The organism is Shewanella decolorationis S12 (assembly GCF_000485795.1).
Lineage (GTDB): Bacteria > Pseudomonadota > Gammaproteobacteria > Enterobacterales > Shewanellaceae > Shewanella > Shewanella decolorationis.
The window spans coordinates 18,436-38,313 of record NZ_AXZL01000055.1; the positions used below are offsets into that span (position 1 = coordinate 18,436).

The 19,878-nt window shown below is 46.0% G+C and carries 15 protein-coding genes; 10 read left to right on the top strand and 5 right to left on the bottom strand.

Annotated elements, in window-relative coordinates; translation table 11 throughout:
- Positions 1–35 precede the first annotated feature (35 nt).
- Both SHD_RS06085 and SHD_RS06090 read left to right on the top strand, forming a co-directional pair.
- Positions 36–416: a DUF2069 domain-containing protein gene (locus SHD_RS06085; protein ID WP_011716678.1), complete on the top strand. Its 381-nt coding sequence runs from the start codon at positions 36–38 to the stop codon at positions 414–416.
- A 442-nt stretch (positions 417–858) separates the two neighbouring features.
- Positions 859–2,811 carry a hypothetical protein gene (locus SHD_RS06090; protein ID WP_023266295.1) on the top strand — a complete coding sequence of 651 codons (1,953 nt, stop codon included), beginning with the start codon at positions 859–861 and terminating at the stop codon, positions 2,809–2,811.
- A 160-nt stretch (positions 2,812–2,971) separates the two neighbouring features.
- Here SHD_RS06090 and hda read toward each other — a convergent pair whose 3' ends face one another.
- Positions 2,972–3,682 (bottom strand): DnaA inactivator Hda, encoded by a 711-nt coding sequence (gene hda / locus SHD_RS06095; RefSeq protein WP_011622356.1) that lies wholly within the window; start codon positions 3,680–3,682, stop codon positions 2,972–2,974.
- Between the two features lie 79 nt (positions 3,683–3,761).
- Complete coding sequence (locus SHD_RS06100; protein ID WP_023266296.1) at positions 3,762–4,844, bottom strand: DUF2066 domain-containing protein; 1,083 nt, start codon at positions 4,842–4,844, stop codon at positions 3,762–3,764.
- 214 nt (positions 4,845–5,058) lie between these two features.
- Between SHD_RS06100 and SHD_RS06105 the strand changes: the two genes are divergently transcribed.
- On the top strand, positions 5,059–6,297 hold the full coding sequence (locus tag SHD_RS06105) for a uracil-xanthine permease family protein (RefSeq protein WP_023266297.1): 1,239 nt from the start codon (positions 5,059–5,061) through the stop codon (positions 6,295–6,297).
- A 127-nt stretch (positions 6,298–6,424) separates the two neighbouring features.
- Here SHD_RS06105 and SHD_RS06110 read toward each other — a convergent pair whose 3' ends face one another.
- A complete protein-coding gene (locus tag SHD_RS06110) occupies positions 6,425–6,757 on the bottom strand; it encodes a Grx4 family monothiol glutaredoxin (protein ID WP_007649079.1) in 333 nt (110 codons plus the stop codon).
- A gap of 225 nt (positions 6,758–6,982) precedes the next feature.
- On the opposite strand from SHD_RS06110, the gene sodB reads away from it, so the two are divergent.
- The 4 genes from sodB to SHD_RS06130 all read left to right on the top strand — a co-directional run bounded on the left by sodB (position 6,983) and on the right by SHD_RS06130 (position 12,622).
- Entirely contained in the window at positions 6,983–7,567 is a 585-nt protein-coding gene (gene sodB / locus SHD_RS06115) for a superoxide dismutase [Fe] (RefSeq protein ID WP_023266298.1), read from the top strand.
- A gap of 250 nt (positions 7,568–7,817) precedes the next feature.
- Complete coding sequence (locus tag SHD_RS06120) at positions 7,818–9,752, top strand: PrkA family serine protein kinase (RefSeq protein ID WP_039977677.1); 1,935 nt, start codon at positions 7,818–7,820, stop codon at positions 9,750–9,752.
- Positions 9,753–9,817: 65 nt separating this feature from the next.
- Entirely contained in the window at positions 9,818–11,086 is a 1,269-nt protein-coding gene (locus SHD_RS06125) for a YeaH/YhbH family protein (protein ID WP_023266300.1), read from the top strand.
- A gap of 9 nt (positions 11,087–11,095) precedes the next feature.
- Positions 11,096–12,622 carry a SpoVR family protein gene (locus SHD_RS06130; protein ID WP_023266301.1) on the top strand — a complete coding sequence of 509 codons (1,527 nt, stop codon included), beginning with the start codon at positions 11,096–11,098 and terminating at the stop codon, positions 12,620–12,622.
- A 120-nt stretch (positions 12,623–12,742) separates the two neighbouring features.
- On the opposite strand, the gene fadR is transcribed toward SHD_RS06130, so the two are convergent.
- The gene (gene fadR / locus SHD_RS06135) at positions 12,743–13,468 is read right to left on the bottom strand and encodes a fatty acid metabolism transcriptional regulator FadR (protein WP_039977705.1); all 726 of its coding nucleotides are present in this window, start codon (positions 13,466–13,468) and stop codon (positions 12,743–12,745) included.
- A 302-nt stretch (positions 13,469–13,770) separates the two neighbouring features.
- Between fadR and nhaB the strand changes: the two genes are divergently transcribed.
- The 3 genes from nhaB (at position 13,771) to SHD_RS06150 (ending at position 18,766) form a co-directional block, all read left to right on the top strand.
- A complete protein-coding gene (gene nhaB / locus SHD_RS06140; protein WP_023266303.1) occupies positions 13,771–15,372 on the top strand; it encodes a sodium/proton antiporter NhaB in 1,602 nt (533 codons plus the stop codon).
- A gap of 95 nt (positions 15,373–15,467) precedes the next feature.
- Complete coding sequence (dsbB, locus tag SHD_RS06145) at positions 15,468–15,995, top strand: disulfide bond formation protein DsbB (RefSeq protein ID WP_039977680.1); 528 nt, start codon at positions 15,468–15,470, stop codon at positions 15,993–15,995.
- Between the two features lie 155 nt (positions 15,996–16,150).
- Entirely contained in the window at positions 16,151–18,766 is a 2,616-nt protein-coding gene (locus tag SHD_RS06150) for a PAS domain-containing protein (protein WP_023266305.1), read from the top strand.
- Between the two features lie 45 nt (positions 18,767–18,811).
- Here SHD_RS06150 and SHD_RS06155 read toward each other — a convergent pair whose 3' ends face one another.
- On the bottom strand, positions 18,812–19,777 hold the full coding sequence (locus tag SHD_RS06155; RefSeq protein ID WP_039977681.1) for a putative ATP-dependent zinc protease: 966 nt from the start codon (positions 19,775–19,777) through the stop codon (positions 18,812–18,814).
- Between the last annotated feature and the right edge of the window lie 101 nt (positions 19,778–19,878).

A 19,878-nucleotide genomic window follows, 5' to 3' on the forward strand; every position in this document is an offset into this window, starting at 1 on the left:
TCACCATCATTCGATGCGAAAAAAATAGGAACATCATGACCTCAAGCACTCTGCTGACACTGAGCCGTTTAGGCTACCTTGCCCTCGTTCTCCTGCTGGGCGGTTGGTTTATTGGTCAGGGCATCAATGGGGAATACACCTTATTATTCAGCCTACTCTGGCTAGTGCCTTTATTGTTGCCTGTACGAGGCATTTTAAAGGGCAATCCGTACACCTATGCTTGGGCCAGCTTTATTTTATGCTTATATATGCTGCACGCCCTCACCTTGCTGTATGTCACGACCGATGCATTGGCCTTTGCCATTATTGAAGTCCTGCTGATTGGCGCGCTGTTAGTCGCGTTCCCGTTTTATGCTCGTATCCGTGGACGAGAACTCGGTCTGGGCCTTAAGAAAAAGTCCGACAAGCAAGACTGATTGTGAGTACCAATCAATCTCATCGCTGGCAGCGAACAGCAAGTTCCGATTAGCCAGTGCCGACGAGCAAGTTCCGATAAGGAAGTTCCGATTAACAAGCGCGGTTCGGTTTTAATACCGCTCCGCGCTCTTTGTTTCGAGAAGCCGTTATTCAAGATGCCGTTATTCATGATCTTATGAATCAAGAGATTGTGATTTAAAACATCATGACTCTATAAATTCTACCCCCGCTTTATAATCTTCACTCACAGTCAAAAACGCTGCTGTATTAATCCCTTGTCGGTACGGCTCCAACTCCGCAAACTGACAACATTTAACTTACCTTTCATCACTTTTTGTAACCAAAAGAGCGTGCTATAGTCGGTCGATATGCCAAGTTATGACGGCCAATCAAGCCAGTCATACTACAAAAACAATAACATAGCGTTAATTGGAGTGAGTCATGATGGAAAAATGGGTTCCAATGCGTCGATTAAGTATTATCGCGGCAGCCGTTGCACTCAGCGCCTGTGGTGGCGGTGGTGGGGATAATAATGATGGTGGTACAGTCAGCCCACCAACCACTAGCGTGCCACGTTGCGCCACAGTGGCTCCGCTCATCACCACAGACTCAGGCGCCATCCGCTTTAAAACTGAGCACCAATATGTGGCGGGACAATCCAGTGCCATTATCGCCAGCCTAGGGAATCGCGATTCACAGGATCTCACTTTCCGCTGGCAACAGTTAGAAGGCCCCAGCATTGAACTCGTGAGTCAAAATAGCCCAGTATTAGCCTTCGACATCCCCACTGCAGGCAGCTACCGTTTTAGCCTACATATCAGCGGCAGTAATATCGATGAGACTGGCGAAATAGCGATCAATGCCGACAACAGCGCGGGGGCAATGCTGAACATTCGTCAAGATCATCAAGCCGTTGAGGGTAACGATGTCAGCCTACGAATCGCTCAACAAGCGGGCCTTAGTGCATCAAACATCAATTGGTGTATCGCCGAGGGCCCCAGTGTCAGTCTCGATATCAGCGATCCCTTTAGGCCCCTGTTTATCGCGCCCACTGTAGGTCAAGATACCTTAACCCGCCTTAGGGCATCGGCCACGATTAACGGTAATACCGTGACAGACGAAGCCTATGTGCTCACCACTGCGGCGCCCACGATAAGCTCTACCTACTTCGATACACCCGTGGCGCGCACCCACGCTTATAACCCTGCCTCACCCTATGCCAGTGCCTTAACGAGCTGTGTGTACTCGAATCAGTTAAAAGAGGCTTGCACTATCAATCAATTGCCGCTTATTGGCCAAGTCTCAAATACACTCGATGTCGATACAATTCTCGATCGCGTATTAGTGTCCCACGATTGGATGGGAGACAATTTCGCCGCGTTTTTACGTCAAATGGACCCGAACAGCGATTTTGCCCGCCTGCTACAATCGGTCACTGCCGTGGTGATCAGCTATGATGTGCGCCCCTCGTTTTATTGGGTCGTCACAGGGGCGATTTATCTCGACCCTAATGATTTATGGCTCACGCCAACCCAGCGCGACAGCATTAACGAGGCGCCGGATTATCGCAGCGACTTTGGCAGCGAGCTCAATTTCCTCATGCCGTGGCGTTACGTTAAAAATAACCAATATGCTTCACAGGGATTCCCAATCACGACGCGCGCCACCCGCACGCTCAGCCAGATTAATCCCGATCTCGCTTCACTCTTATACCATGAGCTCGCCCACGCTAATGACTTCTTCCCAAGAAGCATTCACGCCACGCTCACAGGCCCCAGATTGTTGGACGACTATAGCCGCCGAAATGCCAATAAGAGTCTGATATCCGATCAAGTGAGTCGCAGCTATCCCCTCATCAGTACCGAAATGACAGGCCTTGCGTCGGTGAGTTTCTTAGGCGCCAAAGCCACTGCAACCCAAAAAGCCTATCAACCTTCGGATGTGAGTACGTTTTTCTCCGGTGACATCGCCAATGACTTTTACAGCTATTCCAGTACCCGAGAAGATACAGCCATGTTGTTCGAAGAAGCCATGATGAGTTACCGCTATCAAATCCAGCGTGATGTGGCCGTCACCAATCTGCCAGCAGTTCTCACGGCAGACACTGTGATTGTTGACTGGGGACAAAGGGGACGAATTGGTGATGATAGTCTGGCGAACCGCGCCGCCTTGGTGATCGATGGCATGCTGCCAGAGCTTGACGGCATCAGCTTGCTCACGAGCCTTCCCGAGCCCATTGCTATGACGCAAGGCCAAAGCTGGCGCCAAACCCTGGGGATTTCACCTAATACCACTATAGTGAAGGGACAACAGTCTGTAGCAGCAAGTGGCGAAATGCTTACCGAGCCAGCGCTGCGTTTCAGTGGCGATCGTCACCGCCATCCACAGCAGTGATCTGGATTGCTAAATCGGCAAATACACTAGACTCAAGCCTGTTAGCAGACCTAAGTTAGAGATTAATAGAGATAAAAAAGCCCGTCGTGATACGACGGGCTTTTTGTTAACACTAAATGTTTATTAACACAGACTTTCGATTAACAGTAAGTCAGTGCGATTACAGGTGCAGCATTTCTTTAGCAAAAGGAATCGTGAGCTTGCGCTGATGCACTAAGGATGCCTTATCCAGTTTATCTAACACATCAAACAAGGTGCGTAGATCCCTTGCCATACGATTAAGCAAGAAACGGCCCACGTCTTCGGGCAACTGTAATCCGCGCATCGCCGCGCGGCGTTGCAGTGCCGCTAGCTTTTCATCATCGGCCATGGGTTGCAGCTGATAATTGAGTCCCCACTGCATTCTGGAAACTAAATCGGGCAACAAGAAGCCTGCATCCGCGGGCGCCGAGCGGCCGCTAACCACCAGCGCACAACGCTTGTTCTCAGCGACACGATTATACAAATCGAATATGGCTTCTTCCCAAATCGGGTGACCCGCAATGTCATCCACATCGTCGATGCAGATCAAATCGAGCTGCTCCAGGCCTTCCAACAGCGCGGTCGAGATACTCGCATGAATGCCAAGGGGAAGGTAAAAACTGCGGCGGTCGAGTTCATTGGCATGGGCACAGGCGGCGTGCATTAAGTGCGTCCGACCCGATTTCACGGGGCCCCACACATAAATAGCGGCTTCACCTTGGCCTTCGGCATTGGCGCGTAGCTTTTGGATAAGTTCGTCATTACCCGCTGCCGGATAATAACTGTTAAAGGTTTCATCATCCGGTAAGTAAACCGGTAACGACAGTTGTAGCGGTGAGTTTAATGGCACTCGTACGTCTCAATATCAATAAATTATCGACTCCCCCACATGATTGAGCACAGCTATGCCCAGTCACGACGAGGGAAGTTTAAGGTAACCGCCATTGGTAGACAGCTTTACCCGCTGGGCTAGCACTGGCAGAAAACTCCCCTGGCGCCACCACCGAAATTCGCGGCTCTAGACTCAGTAAACGTTCAAAGTCAGTCTGTGAGCCAAATAAATCCAAGGAAAACGTCACTGTATTACCTTGGATACGCGACAAGGTCGCATTCTTCACGGCGCTGAGTTGCTTTAAGTATTTTTCAACTTCAACCAGCTGCGCCATTTTATCAATGTTCACAAAGGTCACACTCGCACCGACCTGCTCGCCCGAATCGGCGATGGCGTACTTAGTAAAATAGTAATCGCCTAGCGCCGCCATCATAGCGGTGATCGCCTGCGCGCTATTTTCTGCCGTACCATTAAAACTAAACAGCGGTGGGGTTAACGAATCAATGGTGGTTTTGGAGTAAAGGTTTAAGCGATAACGCACTTGATTCCCCGCAGGGTCAATAGCGACGAGGGCTAAGAAGTCGGCTTGATAACGTCCAGATACACTGGCCACGATATCAGCAAACATGCCTTTGACATCATTGGGATTGATGCCCATTAACTCATCAAGGTCGAGGATCGGTAGCATGACAGGAATGCCACGCTCATCAGAGAAGGTATTGAATGCCTGACGCTCGACTAAGGTTGATGAATCACTCAGTAAAATCGTGTCACCTTCACTTGGCATAGCAACCCAAAAGAGCGTCAGTGGACGTTGAATACCCCACACGGGTAACTGAGCCTGACGTAACAGGGTAATAATGCGGCGATGCTCAAAGTTGGCTTTTAACAACAGTTGGCCATTTTGCTCAAAGTAACCAAACTGGCTCAGCAGTGCATCGGGATTGGCCAGTTGCGATTGGATAACGGCGTTATCCAAAGAACGAGCAGTACCGGTATTCTTAATGATCACTTTTTCCAATGCCGTTTTTAGTGCGCTATTACGTTCAGGCACCGCACGGGAAGATACAGGTACGTCAGCCTCATCTAATTTACTCACTTCAACAGCTTGCAAGCTATTAACGGTAAATAGGCAATATAAAAACGCGAGTAAGCTAGGCTTTAATAGAAATTTCAGCATCTTTGAGTAGTTGAAGTAACATCAGATAGTGCAAATTGTACCATAGTTAGCGCCTTTAGCGAGCCTTAGCCTTATTCGCCACTCAGATAACCTATTCCCCGTCCCACATGCAATAAAACAGTGATCATCCCCAGCAAATGGGCATTTTATGGAGAACATTTAGCAACAAACTGTTATCATCTCGCGGTTTACCCTAAATATACGAGAATAATAAATGAAAAGACTCGCTATCCCACTTCAGGGTGCGCAAATGCTGTTTGTTGCATTTGGCGCCCTAGTGCTAATGCCGCTACTCACAGGGCTTGATACCAGTGTTGCCCTGTTTACTGCGGGTATTGGTACCCTTCTATTTCAATTAATTACTAAACGTCAGGTTCCTATCTTCCTTGCCTCCTCCTTCGCTTTTATTGCTCCAATTTTGTATGGAGTACAAACTTGGGGGATCCCATCAACCATGGGCGGCATCATTGCTGCAGGTATGGTGTATGTGCTCCTTGGCGCATTGGTTAAAATGCGCGGCACCGACTTTATCCATAAGCTGCTACCGCCTGTGGTGGTTGGTCCTGTGATTATTATCATTGGCCTAGGTTTAGCCCCGGTAGCGGTGAATATGGCTCTAGGCAAAAGTGGAGACGGTAGCTTAACTTTAGTGCCTACAAATACTGCGTTAATTATTTCGCTGGTATCCCTGTGTACCACCATAGCAGTAGCAATTTTTGCCAAGGGCTTACTTAAAGTTATGCCAATTTTAGCTGGCATCATTGTCGGCTACGGTCTAAGTCTTGCCTTTGGTATCGTGGATTTTGCAGTGGTTACCGCGGCCAGCTGGATTGCTATTCCGAAATTTGTCGCGCCCGAATTTAACTGGCATGCCATTGCATTTATGATCCCTGTTGCCATTGCGCCTGCGGTTGAACATATCGGTGATATCCTGGCGATTTCTAATGTCACTGGTAAGGATTTTATGAAAAAACCTGGCCTGCATCGCACCTTGACTGGTGATGGCATTGCCACCATGGCTGCAGCGGCCTTTGGTGGTCCACCAAATACTACCTATTCGGAAGTCACTGGCGCCGTGACCTTAACCCGCAACTTCGACCCCAAAATCATGACGTGGACGGCGATCACCGCCATTACCTTAGCCTTCGTGGGTAAATTAGGCGCTCTGATGCAAACCATTCCCGTCCCAGTAATGGGCGGCATAATGTGTTTGCTCTTTGGTTCTATCGCCGCGGTAGGCTTAAATACGCTAATCCGTAATCACGTGGATTTATCCGAGCCACGTAACTTAAGCATTGTCGGCGTGACCCTAGTATTTGGTATCGGTGGTATGGCCTTTGGCATCGGCTCCTTCAGCCTCACAGGCATCAGCCTCTGTGGTATTGTGGCCATCACCATGAATCTGCTGTTACCCGCGAGTAAACACCACGAGCGTGACGCTGCATCACACTAAACAGAGTGAGTTCGCGCCGTAGTTCATCACTCATCGCCTAATCCTTATGTTAGGGTTAGGCAACAAAAAAGCCGCTAAGTTATTACTTAGCGGCTTTTTATTATTCTTTCATCACTATAGCGTGTGATTACTCTGCGGTTTTGTACTTTTCAGCAGTCGCTTTGATTAACGGCTGTAATTCGCCTTTTTGGTACATATCAACCACGATATCACAACCACCAATCAGCTCGCCTTCAATCCACAATTGTGGGAAAGTTGGCCAGTTTGCATACTTAGGTAATTCAGCACGGATATCTGGGTGCTGGAGAATATCCACAAATGCAAACTGCTCGCCACAGTTAATCATGATTTGTGCTACCTGAGATGAAAAACCACAGCTTGGTAATTTAGGAGAACCCTTCATGTACACGATGATCGGGTTTTCAGCGATTTGCTGTTTAATTTTCTCTACTGTTTCCATTTTAATTCCTAAGTACGTGACATTGACTCAATGCCGCTATTGTACGACAGCTAGGCACAGAACAAAATCCCACAGTTTGTAAGGTTATGCCATACAATTAGTTTTTCGATGACGCCTATCTAATCAATTAGCCAAACAATGATTCACATCACAAATTTTATCGGTACAATAGAGCGCAGTGAGCACGTTTAAAAAACGATAACCTAAGACCATGGAGAGATACTAATGGCTTTCGAATTACCCGCATTACCATATGCAAAGAACGCACTAGAACCACACATTTCTCAAGAAACCATTGAATACCACTACGGCAAGCATCACAACACCTACGTTGTTAAGCTAAACGGTTTAATCGAAGGAACCGATTTCGCAGGTAAATCTTTAGAAGAGATCATCAAGACTTCTACTGGTGGCGTATTTAACAACGCAGCTCAAGTTTGGAACCACACTTTCTACTGGAACTGCTTAGCGCCTAACGCTGGCGGTGAGCCAACAGGTCCTGTGGCTGATGCCATCAATGCTGCATTCGGTTCATTCGAGGCATTCAAAGCCCAATTTACCGATGCTGCGGTAAACAACTTTGGTAGCGCTTGGACTTGGTTAGTTAAAAAAGCTGATGGCACCGTTGCTATCGTTAACACTAGCAATGCTGCAACACCACTGACTGACAGCACTGTGACACCAATCCTGACTGTTGACGTGTGGGAACACGCTTACTACATCGATTACCGCAACGTACGTCCTGACTACTTAGCCCACTTCTGGCAATTAGTTAACTGGGACTTCGTGAACCAAAACTTCGCAGGTTAATCGCTGCTAAGTCATTCCTAAAAAGAGCCCAAGTGGCTCTTTTTTTATTCCCTAAAAAATCATCCACCTTGCCCTCTTTGCCTAACGCCGCCCAATAACTACAAGTGCAACAATTGCAATTGCAATCATTTGTTGTTGTTTTTATTTGATATTTTTTTGACACAGCTGGCAAGTTTGTGTCTAAGATTAGTGTAGGAAGCTGAAAATCAGTTATCCATCCATGACATCACTGGCGTTTCAGGGGGTTTATATGGGCATTTTCGAGCATTACCAAAAGCGCTACGAACAAAAACTCGATGAAGAATATACTTTGCAAGAGTTTCTGGATATCTGCAAAGAAGATCGCAGTGCTTATATGTCAGCGTCCGAGCGATTACTGCTTGCCATCGGCGAAGCCGAAATTATTGATACCGCGAAAAATCCAACCCTAAGCCGTATCTTTTCGAATCGTCTTATCTCACGCTATCCCGCCTTTAAAGACTTTTACGGTATGGAAGATGCGATTGAGCAAATCGTCGCCTACCTAAAACATTCGGCCCAAGGCTTAGAAGAATCGAAGCAAATTTTGTACTTACTCGGCCCTGTGGGTGGCGGTAAGTCATCATTGGCGGAAAAACTTAAAGCCTTGATGCAAAAAGTGCCAATTTACATTTTAAGTGCAAATGGCGTGAGAAGTCCGGTGAATGACCACCCTTTCTGTCTCTTCGACGTCGAAGAAGACGGCCAGCTGCTGCGGGATGAATTTAATATTCCCACCCGTTACCTAAAAACCATTATGTCGCCTTGGGCGGTGAAACGTTTGCACGAGTTTGGCGGCGATATTTCGAAATTCCGCGTGGTTAAGGTCTATCCCTCTATCCTCGATCAATTGGCGATTGCCAAAACCGAGCCAGGGGATGAGAACAACCAAGACATTTCCTCCTTGGTCGGTAAGGTCGATATTCGTCAGCTAGAACATTTCTCGCAAGACGATGCCGATGCCTACGCCTACTCGGGCGCACTCTGCCGTGCAAACCAAGGGATGATGGAGTTCGTGGAAATGTTCAAGGCGCCGATTAAGGTGCTACACCCACTGCTCACCGCCACCCAAGAAGGTAACTATAACGGTACCGAAGGCTTATCCGCCCTGCCCTATAGCGGTATCATTTTGGCGCACTCTAACGAGTCAGAATGGTCAACCTTCAAAAACAACAAGAACAATGAAGCGTTTCTCGACAGGGTTTATATCGTCAAAGTGCCCTATTGCCTGCGGGTATCGGAAGAATTGCAGATTTACAAAAAATTACTGCAAAACTCCGAGCTGTCCCAAGCCCCTTGTGCACCTGGTACCTTAGAAACCTTGGCGCAATTTAGTGTGCTCTCGAGGATCAAAACACCTGAAAATTCCTCCATCTACTCAAAGATGCGGGTCTATGATGGTGAAAGCCTTAAAGATACCGATCCTAAGGCCAAATCCTACCAAGAGTACCGCGACTACGCCGGTGTTGATGAAGGTATGAACGGTCTTTCTACCCGTTTCGCGTTTAAAATCTTGTCGCGGGTATTTAACTTTGACCACTCAGAGATTGCCGCTAACCCTGTCCATTTGTTCTATGTACTCGAGCGCCAAATAGAGCAGGAACAATTCCCCGGTGATACTGCTGAGCGTTATCTGGAGTTCTTAAAAGGCTATTTAATTCCTAAATATGTCGAATTTATCGGTAAGGAAATCCAAACCGCATACTTAGAGTCCTACTCTGAATACGGTCAAAATATCTTCGACCGTTATGTCACCTACGCCGATTTCTGGATCCAAGATCAGGAATATCGCGACCCTGAAACGGGTCAATTGTTCGACCGCTCCGCTCTTAATGCCGAACTGGAAAAAATCGAAAAACCTGCGGGGATCAGCAACCCTAAAGATTTCCGTAATGAGATCGTTAACTTTGTGCTGCGCGCCCGCGCAAGCCATGAGGGACGTAACCCACTCTGGACTAGCTACGAAAAACTACGCACTGTTATTGAGAAGAAAATGTTCTCAAATACAGAGGACTTATTGCCTGTAATTTCCTTTAATGCCAAAACCTCGACTGACGATCAACGTAAACACGATGATTTTGTTAATCGAATGATGGAGAAAGGCTATACCAAAAAACAAGTCAGACTCCTGTCTGAGTGGTATTTACGGGTTCGTAAATCCTCTTAACTTGCGCTCACTAAAAACGAGGCTTTGGTGTTGCCAAAGCCTTCGCTGGGGTTTGGGAGGTGCGTATGGCGAACTTTATCGATAGACGGTTGAATGCGAAAGGAAAAAGTACAGTCAACCGCCAACGCTTTATCAACCGATATAAGCAACAAATCAAAAAAGCCGTCAGCGATGCCGTCACGCGTCGCAGTGTAACGGATGTGGATAAAGGCGAAAAAATCAGTATTCCCACACGGGATATCAGTGAACCTATGTTCCATCAAGGCAAAGGAGGCGTAAGAGACAGAGTCCACCCAGGCAATGATCAATTCACCCGTGGCGATAAAATCGACAGACCTCAAGGCGGCTCTGGTGGCGGTGCGGGTAAAGGCGATGCCTCGGATTCGGGCGAAGGGAACGACGACTTTGTGTTTGAAATCTCAAAGGATGAATACCTAGAGCTGTTATTTGAGGACTTAGAACTACCGAATCTGCAGAAGAATCGCTTAAACAAGCTTGTCGAGTATCAAATATACCGTGCGGGTTTCACCAATGATGGTGTGCCAGCCAATATCAATATTGTGCGTTCACTGCGTTCCTCCTTGGCGCGCCGCATTGCCATGTCGGCGAGTAAAAAGAAATTGCTCAAAGAGTTAGAGCAACAACTGGCGGAGCTTGAAAATATTCCGGGAACTAAAGCCGAATTGATTTTGGATTTAAAAGCCCAAATTGAGGCGCTCAAGCAGAAGATTGCTAAAGTCCCCTTTATCGATACCTTTGACTTACGTTTCAATAACTTTGCAAGGCGTGAGGTGCCCTCAAGCCAAGCGGTCATGTTCTGCTTAATGGACGTGTCAGGTTCGATGGATCAAGCGACAAAAGATATGGCGAAACGTTTCTATATCTTGCTGTACTTGTTTCTTACCCGAACCTACAAAAACCTTGAGGTAGTCTATATCCGCCACCATACCCAAGCGAAGGAAGTAGACGAACATGAGTTTTTCTACTCCCAAGAAACTGGCGGTACGATTGTCTCAAGCGCATTAAAATTAATGCACGAAATTCAGCAGGCTCGCTACCCTGCCGATGAGTGGAATATCTATGCCGCACAAGCCTCTGACGGTGATAACTGGGCCGATGACTCACCCACCTGTCGACAATTATTGGAACAAAAAATCCTGCCGCTAGTGCGCTATTTTAGCTATATCGAAATCACCAATCGTGCGCACCAAACCCTGTGGCGCGAATACGAATCCCTACAACAACACTACGACAACATAGCGGTGCAACATATTCGTCAAGCCGAAGATATCTACCCTGTATTTAGAGAATTATTTAAAAAGCAGGCGGTTTAAGGGGGCTCTATGGGGATAAAAGAATCAAAAACGCGTACAGCCTTGAGTGACGGTCCCGACTGGAGCTTTGAGCTGTTACAAAGTTATCTAAAAGAGATTGAGCGTGTGGCAGCCATTTATAAGCTAAGCGCCTATCCCAATCAAATCGAAATCATCACCGCCGAGCAGATGATGGACGCCTATGCCGGCATTGGTATGCCCATTGGCTATACCCACTGGTCCTTCGGCAAACGTTTTATTGAAACCGAACAAGGCTACAAGCGTGGGCAAATGGGGCTCGCCTACGAAATTGTGATTAACTCTAACCCTTGTATCGCTTATTTAATGGAAGAAAACACCATCACCATGCAGGCATTAGTGATGGCTCACGCCTGTTTTGGCCACAATAGTTTCTTTAAAAATAATTACTTATTTAAAACATGGACGGATGCAAGCTCTATTATCGACTACTTGGTGTTTGCCAAAAACTACATCAGTGATTGCGAGCAAAAATACGGTGTCGAGCAGGTTGAAAGCATCATCGACTCCTGCCACGCCCTGATGAATTACGGTGTCGACCGCTATAAACGCCCATCGGAAATCTCCTTTAGGGAAGAACAGGCAAGGCAAAAAGACCGCGAGGCTTACCTGCAAAGCCAAGTGAACGATTTGTGGCGCACTATACCCACCCACCAACAGCAGCAACCTTCGACCACAAAGCGCCGTTTTCCCGCCGAACCGCAGGAAAATATTCTGTATTTTATTGAAAAAAATGCGCCATTGCTGGAGTCATGGCAGCGGGAAATTATCCGTATCGTGCGTAAGATGGCGCAGTATTTTTATCCGCAAAAACAAACACAAGTGATGAATGAAGGCTGGGCAACCTTCTGGCATTACACCATTTTGAATCATCTGTACGATGATGGCGTGGTCACCGACCGCTTTATGATGGAGTTTTTGCAGAGCCATACTGGCGTTGTCGCACAGCCCGAATATAACAGTCGTTACTACAGTGGCATCAATCCCTATGCCTTAGGGTTTGCGATGTTTACCGATATTCGGCGCATCTGCGAGTCACCGACTGAGGAAGACAAAGCTTGGTTTCCAGACATTGCAGGCAGTAATTGGCTCGATACCTTACACTTTGCGATGCAAAACTTTAAGGATGAAAGCTTTATCAGCCAATACCTATCACCAAGGGTAATCCGTCAGTTCAAACTGTTTGGCATCCACGATGATGAAAAACGCAATTATCTGTCCGTGTCTGCCATTCACGATGAGCAGGGTTATCAAGACATTCGCAATCTACTCTCGCAGCAGTACAATTTGTCGAATATTGAGCCCAATATTCAAGTACATAACGTTGAGATAAACGGCGATCGTTCCTTAACCTTAAGGTATGTTCCCTGTAACGATATCCCGCTCGCCAGCACCTATAAGGAAGTGTTAAAGCATCTGCATCGCCTCTGGGGCTTTACTGTTAGCTTGGAGCAATTAAATGCCGATACCAGCGTGACCTTGTTAGCCTCCTGTCCTGAACAACCAAGGGCAGACTAAATATCAGTTTAATTAAAAAGCAAAAAGTAAAAGCAAAAAGCCGTTTCTCAATGAAACGGCTTTTTATTTAACCAATCTTAAAACAGGCCACTGACCACACTTAAGCTTCGAAATCGAAACTTAAGCATTGCCGTCCTGCTGGGCAATCGAGGTTGGCATATCGTCACGCAATTGCAACCACATTTTACCGCTGTTAATACCGTAGGTACGCATTAATGCGGGCACATCGATATAGTTTTTAGCTTTGGCTAATAGTTCGAGCTCTTTATAGAAATTCAGCGCTAACTGACGCGCCTCAGAACTACTGAAATAGTAACGCCCCACTCGGCTATACAGACCTTTAAAGCCGTTTAAAATCAACACATACAGTGGATTACCTGAAGAGAAGGCTAAGGTGTGATGCAACAGGTAGTCATATTCGGCGAAGGATTCGGCCGTATCTTCTAATTGGTGAATTTGTCCAAGGACTTCCACCGCAGTATCCGGGCTGTTACGCAATGCACCGCGAAAATAAATCGCGCTCACATTGGTTCGAGCCGACAGTAGCTGATCTACCAGCACAGGGAAGCCTTCAGGATTGAGATCGGCGATTGTCTCAAGGATATTAAGGCCGGAGGTTTCCCAAAAATTGTTTACCCGAGTCGGTTTACCATGTTGAATTTTCAACCAACCATCACGGGCTAGACGCTGCAATACCTCACGTAAGGTGGTACGTGTGACACCAATCAATTCAGAAAGCTCACGTTCAGCCGGTAAAATGGACCCAGGGGGAAACTTATTTTCCCAAATCGATCTTACAATATACTTCTCTGCAAAACTTGCAGGCCCTTTGGCATTGATAATCATCTGCCCACTTTTCCAGTTGTTGTGCTTTAAATGGTCACTGATCATACCAGAGCGGTAAAAAATGGAAACCATTCACTGAAAATCCACTTAATATCACCGTACAATTGTCACAAAAATGTTCAATAAACCGACATAAATCAATAGCAATTACCGCAATTTTGCCGATTAGCTCCGCTTTTTGAAATCTGGGTTTCAGTATCTCGTTACATTAGCATTCTCTTTAAGCTAGACTGAATCCTAAAACACGCGTAACTAAACAATAACCTGTGTAATTTAAAAAGATAATTAGAAGAGAGGATGCCATGCCGATGACAATGAGTCAGGCGTTTATTGGAAACTTCTTAGGGAATTCTCCTAAGTGGTACAAGATCGCAATACTGTCGTTTTTAATAATCAATCCAATACTCTTTTTCTTTGTCAGCCCCTTTGTGGCTGGTTGGGTATTAGTGCTTGAATTTATTTTTACCTTGGCAATGGCGCTAAAATGCTACCCATTACAACCCGGCGGTTTATTAGCAATTGAAGCTGTCGCCATTGGCATGACCTCTGCCAGCCAAGTACTCCACGAAATTGAAGCGAACCTTGAAGTGCTATTACTGCTGGTGTTTATGGTGGCCGGCATTTACTTCATGAAACAGCTACTGCTGTTCGTGTTCACTAAGATGATTACTAAGGTACGCTCAAAAATCTTAGTGTCTTTGTTGTTCTGTTTGGCTTCCGCCTTCTTATCCGCCTTCTTAGATGCATTAACCGTTATCGCCGTGATTATTACCGTGGCGGTTGGTTTTTACTCCATCTATCACAAAGTCGCCTCAGGTAAGGATTTCTCGGCAGATCATGACCATACCTCCGAAGGCAAAAATGACGATGGTGAAAACCAACTGAATGAAGATGAGCTGGAGTCTTTCCGTGGTTTCCTACGTAACCTATTGATGCACGCAGGTGTTGGTACCGCATTAGGTGGCGTGTGTACTATGGTGGGTGAACCGCAAAACCTAATCATTGCAGCTCAAGCAAACTGGCAATTTGGTGAGTTTGCCATCCGTATGTCACCAGTGACTGTGCCTGTATTGTTCGCGGGTATCTTAACCTGTTTTATCGTCGAGAAATTCCGTTGGTTCGGTTATGGTGCCCAACTGCCAGATGCTGTCCATAAAATCCTGTGTGATTACGCAGCCTATGAAGACGCGCGTCGTACCAATAAAGACAAAATCAAGTTAATTATTCAAGCCTTTGTGGGTGTATGGTTGATTGCAGGTCTTGCCCTGCACCTAGCGTCAGTGGGCTTAATTGGTCTGTCTGTGATTATTTTAACTACGGCCTTTAACGGTATTACCGATGAGCATGCGCTGGGTAAAGCCTTTGAAGAAGCGCTCCCTTTTACTGCGCTGTTAGCTGTGTTCTTTGCTGTTGTGGCTGTGATTATCGATCAACAACTGTTTGCTCCTGTGATCCAATGGGCACTGAACCATGAAGGAAATACCCAATTAGTGATCTTCTATATCGCTAACGGTTTACTTTCTATGGTCAGTGATAACGTGTTCGTCGGCACGGTTTACATTAACGAAGTTAAAGCCGCTCTGATTAACGGCCAAATTACTCGCGATCAATTCGACCTGTTAGCGGTAGCAATTAACACTGGAACTAACTTGCCTTCGGTAGCAACACCAAACGGTCAAGCAGCATTCCTGTTCTTATTGACCTCTGCCCTTGCACCGCTGATCCGTTTATCCTACGGCAGAATGGTATGGATGGCATTGCCCTACACTATCGTGTTATCGATTGTAGGTGTAATGGCGATTGAATCGGGCTTCTTAGAGCAAATGACGCAATACTACTACGACTCCCATGCAATATTGCACCACAGTGTTAAAGAAGCGTTAGCGCCTGCCGCAGCTCACTAACATAAATATCGGAGTTGACTGAACTTTATGAGTTCAGTAAAGTCAAAAAAACGCCCTACCTTCGAGGGCGTTTTTTGTTGATACGGAGTTCACTTTTGACAGCATTCACTCGCTTTGCCCATTCCCGCGCATCTTGGTTCATTCTCACAGGCTCAGCGATTGCCCTCGAAGCCGCCGCCTTGTATTTCCAATATGTGATGAAATTAGATCCCTGCGTGATGTGTATCTACCAGCGGCTTGCCGTATTCGGCATTTTGGCATCTGGACTGATTGGTATGACGGCGCCTAAGTTCCTTATCGTTCGCATTCTAGGTGCCCTTGGTTGGGCCGTCAGTGCAACCTGGGGACTAAAACTGGCATTAGCCTTAGTCGATATGCAGAATAATCCTTCGCCCTTTTCGACTTGCTCATTTTTACCCGAATTTCCAGCTTGGATGCCACTCCATGAATGGTTCCCCTCCGTCATGTTACCAACGGGCATGTGTACCGATGTGCCATGGCAGTTTATGGGCGTCACCATGGCCGAATGGATGGTGGTAGCCTTTAGTGGTTATCTAGTCACGCTATTACTGTTTATTGTGCCTATTCTAAGCGGCTCGAATAAACCTTCGCTCTACAAATAATCTTCCTAAGGCAGACATAAGGTCTGCCTTATTTTTAGCTGCCTCTCAATATTTATCCCTGATAACTCAAGGCGAACTTTGATTTAAGCCAATGGCAAATAGGCTAAAAAACGCTAAACTGGCTCCATGATTGCGGTATTCGGACCCCGTATAACATGGAAAAACGGCGTATCATTGAGCCTCAAGCAGCATTGACACAATGGCAAAAAAGTTTGCCATTTAAATTGAGCCTGCTCCAACTAATTATCGCAAGCGTGCTAATTTTTAGTACTGCTTGGGTGATCCTGAATATCCAAACTCAACAAGTCAATGAACAACAAACTCTGCTTAATCAAAACCATGGTCAAATGATCATTGCCAAACTGCAGGAAATGACTTCTCAAGTTGAAAACCAAGTCAATGCGATTAGCAAGATTGCAATGTTATACCGCCATGAACCTGAACTTCTCAGTAAAAGCATTCCGGAATTACTGTCGATAGAAAATCAAAAAGACATTGTGTCTGGTGGTGGCATTTGGCCTGAACCCGGCGCATTTAATCAGCAAAAGTTTCGTGACAGCCTATTTTGGGCGCGCAATATTCACGGTGAATTAGTCGCCATTAACAGTTACAACGAAGAAAGTTTTCCTAGCTACCATACTGAAGAATGGTACCGACCAACCCGTTATTTCCCCGCTGGCAAAGTATTTTGGTCCAAATCCTACATCGATCCCACCACCCATGAACCAATGGTGACTGCATCAAGTGCCATGTGGATGGAACATCAATTTATTGGTGCTGCGACCACAGATATTAGTCTCGAAAAACTCACTCAACTACTGCGAAATAGCATGCTAGATATGAGTGGTTATGTGATGGCTCTTGACCATCAAAACCAGATATTAGCCTCTCCAAATAGCGATAGTCTTCCGCAGTCTCAACCATGGCCATCCCATACTCTTCAGACCTTCGATGAACTTGTAAAGACGGAGTCAGCCTTTAGCCCAATCGCCTCGGCACTGCATTTAGCCGACCGCAGTTTTATCGAACAAGCCGTGGCTGAGCGTGTATTTACCCAAGAGCAAATGGATAACCTCACCCGCCTAAGCGGGGACAGTGAACGGGAGATGCTCTCAGCTATAGTCAACGACAATGCAAAGAACCATTTCTCAACAGCAAAGCGAATTGCATCAATCTCATTGGCAGAGGATCCCATTTTAAAAGGGCCATCGCTCGTTTCAGTATTCCTTATGCCTCACACATATTGGAAGATTTTAATTGTTACTCCCATTGCACCATTGCAAGACACGGCAAAAAACCTGATAGAGAAAGTTGGACTTTCGCTAGTCGCCATACAATTATTTGGCCTCATTCTTTTATTTTTACTGCAGCACAAATTGATTATTGCCCCCATCATGGGAATGGTGCAGGCACTCAAGCGTAATGATTCAGCGTCTATCGAGCTTAAAGCTAATGAACGCCATGATGAAGTGGGTTTGCTTGCAAAGACCTTCCTATCGCGAACCCAACAACTTGAAATTGCGATGGCAAGTCTTGATGCCAGCAATCTTGCGTTGGAGCAGCAATTACTAAGTCAGCAGCATTTTCAACAAGAGCTAAAACGACATAAAGAACAATTAAGATCACTACTCGACTTCTCGTCCACCATCATTTACATCAAAGACTTAAATGGCAGATACACCTTAGTTAACAACAAATATTGTGAAGTATTAGGAATTGAGCGGCGTAAAATTATCGGTGCCACGGATTTTGATTTATTTCAAAACACACTTGCTCAGCTTTATCAACAGAACGATCAGCGGGTAAGCCATAGTCACGATGCCATCCATTTTGAGGAGCCCATCCCCTCTCCTCGTGGTGAACTTATCTATCAAATGACCAAATTTGATATTCGAGACGATGAGGATAATTCAATAGGCATTGGTGCTATCGGATTTAATGTCGATCTAAGAAAGCGCCAAGAAAAAGAGCAAGAAAAACTACTGCAACACCAATTAAATCAATTTAAAGAACAACAACATAAAACTCTACTTGCACAACAAGAAAATGCTCAATTAAGAGAGCAGCAGCTAGCCATCAATAATGAAATGGCTCAGCTAATTCAACTTCATCTCAGTAAACAGCAAAGTCAAAAACTGATGCAGAACTTCCTTGCCGAAGTCATGAGTCAAATGATGCAAGAGCAGGATCGTCTCCTTGCTCAGGTTTGCCAAATCCAACAAACAGCGGATCCCCATCAAACCGAAATAGTGCAATTAATGAGCGAGAAAGCTGTTAGACTCAGGCATATTTCTCAGTTGTTTACTGATCAACAAAGTGAAATACGACCACTGCATTTAGCACAGTTTATCCGGCATTTGCTGAGCTTATTACAACCACAATTGCAGAAAACTCAAGTTAAAGTAAATCTGCTGTGCGACGAACAATTAGTGGTCGACGGCAATGCTTGGCAATATCTACAATTTTTCTATCGACTCATCAACAACACCTTGCACCATGCCTTTAAAGAGCACAATCAACACCGAGAGTTGCAGTTAACACTTGAGAAGAAAGACGATGAATTGTATATCCGGCTTGAGGACAATGGAATTGGAATATCAATATCGCAGCTTGAACAGCTCAAAAAAGACATACTACAAAACCAATGTGTGGGCACACTCACTTGTATTAACCTTTGGATAAAAGAAGAGTTAAAGGGGGAATTAATGGTTGAGAGCGAACTAAACCGAGGCACTCGAATCGAGTGCCATTGGCCATTATCAGCGGTATAGCAACAGTGATATGCCAGAGATTCAGATTAGATGTACGATCCTAGACTAGTCCTGCGCTTTATCTAAGGTCACATCCACTAAATAATGGCCTTGTAACCAGTTACGGCCAATCAGCAGTTTATTAGTCATCTGGCTACGATCCTTAAGATTCACTTTGACGGGATACTCAAATCCTGGCTCCCCTAAAGTCAGCTCGACCATATAGCGTACTTCGCTGCCCTGCGCGTTACGGATAAGCGAGGTATCAACAATCCGTGCCCTTAACCGTTTCGTCTCGCCACGCTCATTTTCGGTGGTGAAATTGAGCCACTTGCCGATGTTGTTATCCATATTGGTTGGATCTTCATTGTCAATCTTGAGATCAATCGCATGCAGTGAATTTTCAACCGCGCCGGTATCGATGCGTGTTTTAAAGGTCAACTCCGCCTCTTTCACTTTGATTAACGCTGTCGGGCCAATCAGACGTTTCTCGGCCACATCAACCACATAGCGGCCCGCTAACCAATTACGACCGATCAGTAATTTGTAATCCATATGACTTCGGTCACGAAGGTTTACCGCGACAAGACGATGCTGGTCCTCAAACCCAATATCTAACTCCACCAAATAGCGTACTTCACTGCCTTGAGCGTTATTCACTGTGGTGGTCTTTAAGATTTTCGCCGCTAAGCGCCGCTGCTCACCCGCCTCGTTTTCAGTGGTAAAATGCAGTGTTTTACCAATATTGTCCTGCATCTTGTCAGATGCACCGCCTTCAACTTGCAGATCGATGGCATGTAAGGAGGTGTTCGCCGCGCCTGTATCAATTCTTGCCTGAAAATCCAGTTGTGCGGCGATTAGGCGCATCTTCTCCGACTGACCAATTATCGCCTTAGTGTCAGAAGATACGGTGCTCTGCGCTGACGTTTGTAGCTCTCCACTCATTTTGCCGCAACCTGCAATATTCAGACTGGCGATAATGGCTACTGATACGAATACGGTGCTGCGACCTACACTTAGCGGTTGTAACATTCTCCACTCCTTATCTATCGCGGTTACAGGGATACAATCCCCATAACTTAGGCTGTATTTTTTAAGGGCTAGAGATAACATAAAAGCGAAAGAAAAGAGTC

What these genes read in the sequence shown, in the direction of transcription:
- SHD_RS06110 (WP_007649079.1), bottom strand. Translation starts at nt 6,757, where the DNA reads ATGGAAACAGTAGAGAAAATTAAACAGCAAATCGCTGAAAACCCGATC.
- SHD_RS06100 (WP_023266296.1), bottom strand. Translation starts at nt 4,844, where the DNA reads ATGCTGAAATTTCTATTAAAGCCTAGCTTACTCGCGTTTTTATATTGC.
- fadR (WP_039977705.1), bottom strand. Translation starts at nt 13,468, where the DNA reads ATGATTATCAATGCCAAAGGGCCTGCAAGTTTTGCAGAGAAGTATATT.
- SHD_RS06090 (WP_023266295.1), top strand. Translation starts at nt 859, where the DNA reads ATGATGGAAAAATGGGTTCCAATGCGTCGATTAAGTATTATCGCGGCA.
- SHD_RS06155 (WP_039977681.1), bottom strand. Translation starts at nt 19,777, where the DNA reads ATGTTACAACCGCTAAGTGTAGGTCGCAGCACCGTATTCGTATCAGTA.
- SHD_RS06085 (WP_011716678.1), top strand. Translation starts at nt 36, where the DNA reads ATGACCTCAAGCACTCTGCTGACACTGAGCCGTTTAGGCTACCTTGCC.
- SHD_RS06120 (WP_039977677.1), top strand. Translation starts at nt 7,818, where the DNA reads ATGGGCATTTTCGAGCATTACCAAAAGCGCTACGAACAAAAACTCGAT.
- SHD_RS06130 (WP_023266301.1), top strand. Translation starts at nt 11,096, where the DNA reads ATGGGGATAAAAGAATCAAAAACGCGTACAGCCTTGAGTGACGGTCCC.
- sodB (WP_023266298.1), top strand. Translation starts at nt 6,983, where the DNA reads ATGGCTTTCGAATTACCCGCATTACCATATGCAAAGAACGCACTAGAA.
- SHD_RS06105 (WP_023266297.1), top strand. Translation starts at nt 5,059, where the DNA reads ATGAAAAGACTCGCTATCCCACTTCAGGGTGCGCAAATGCTGTTTGTT.
- SHD_RS06150 (WP_023266305.1), top strand. Translation starts at nt 16,151, where the DNA reads ATGGAAAAACGGCGTATCATTGAGCCTCAAGCAGCATTGACACAATGG.
- SHD_RS06125 (WP_023266300.1), top strand. Translation starts at nt 9,818, where the DNA reads ATGGCGAACTTTATCGATAGACGGTTGAATGCGAAAGGAAAAAGTACA.
- nhaB (WP_023266303.1), top strand. Translation starts at nt 13,771, where the DNA reads ATGCCGATGACAATGAGTCAGGCGTTTATTGGAAACTTCTTAGGGAAT.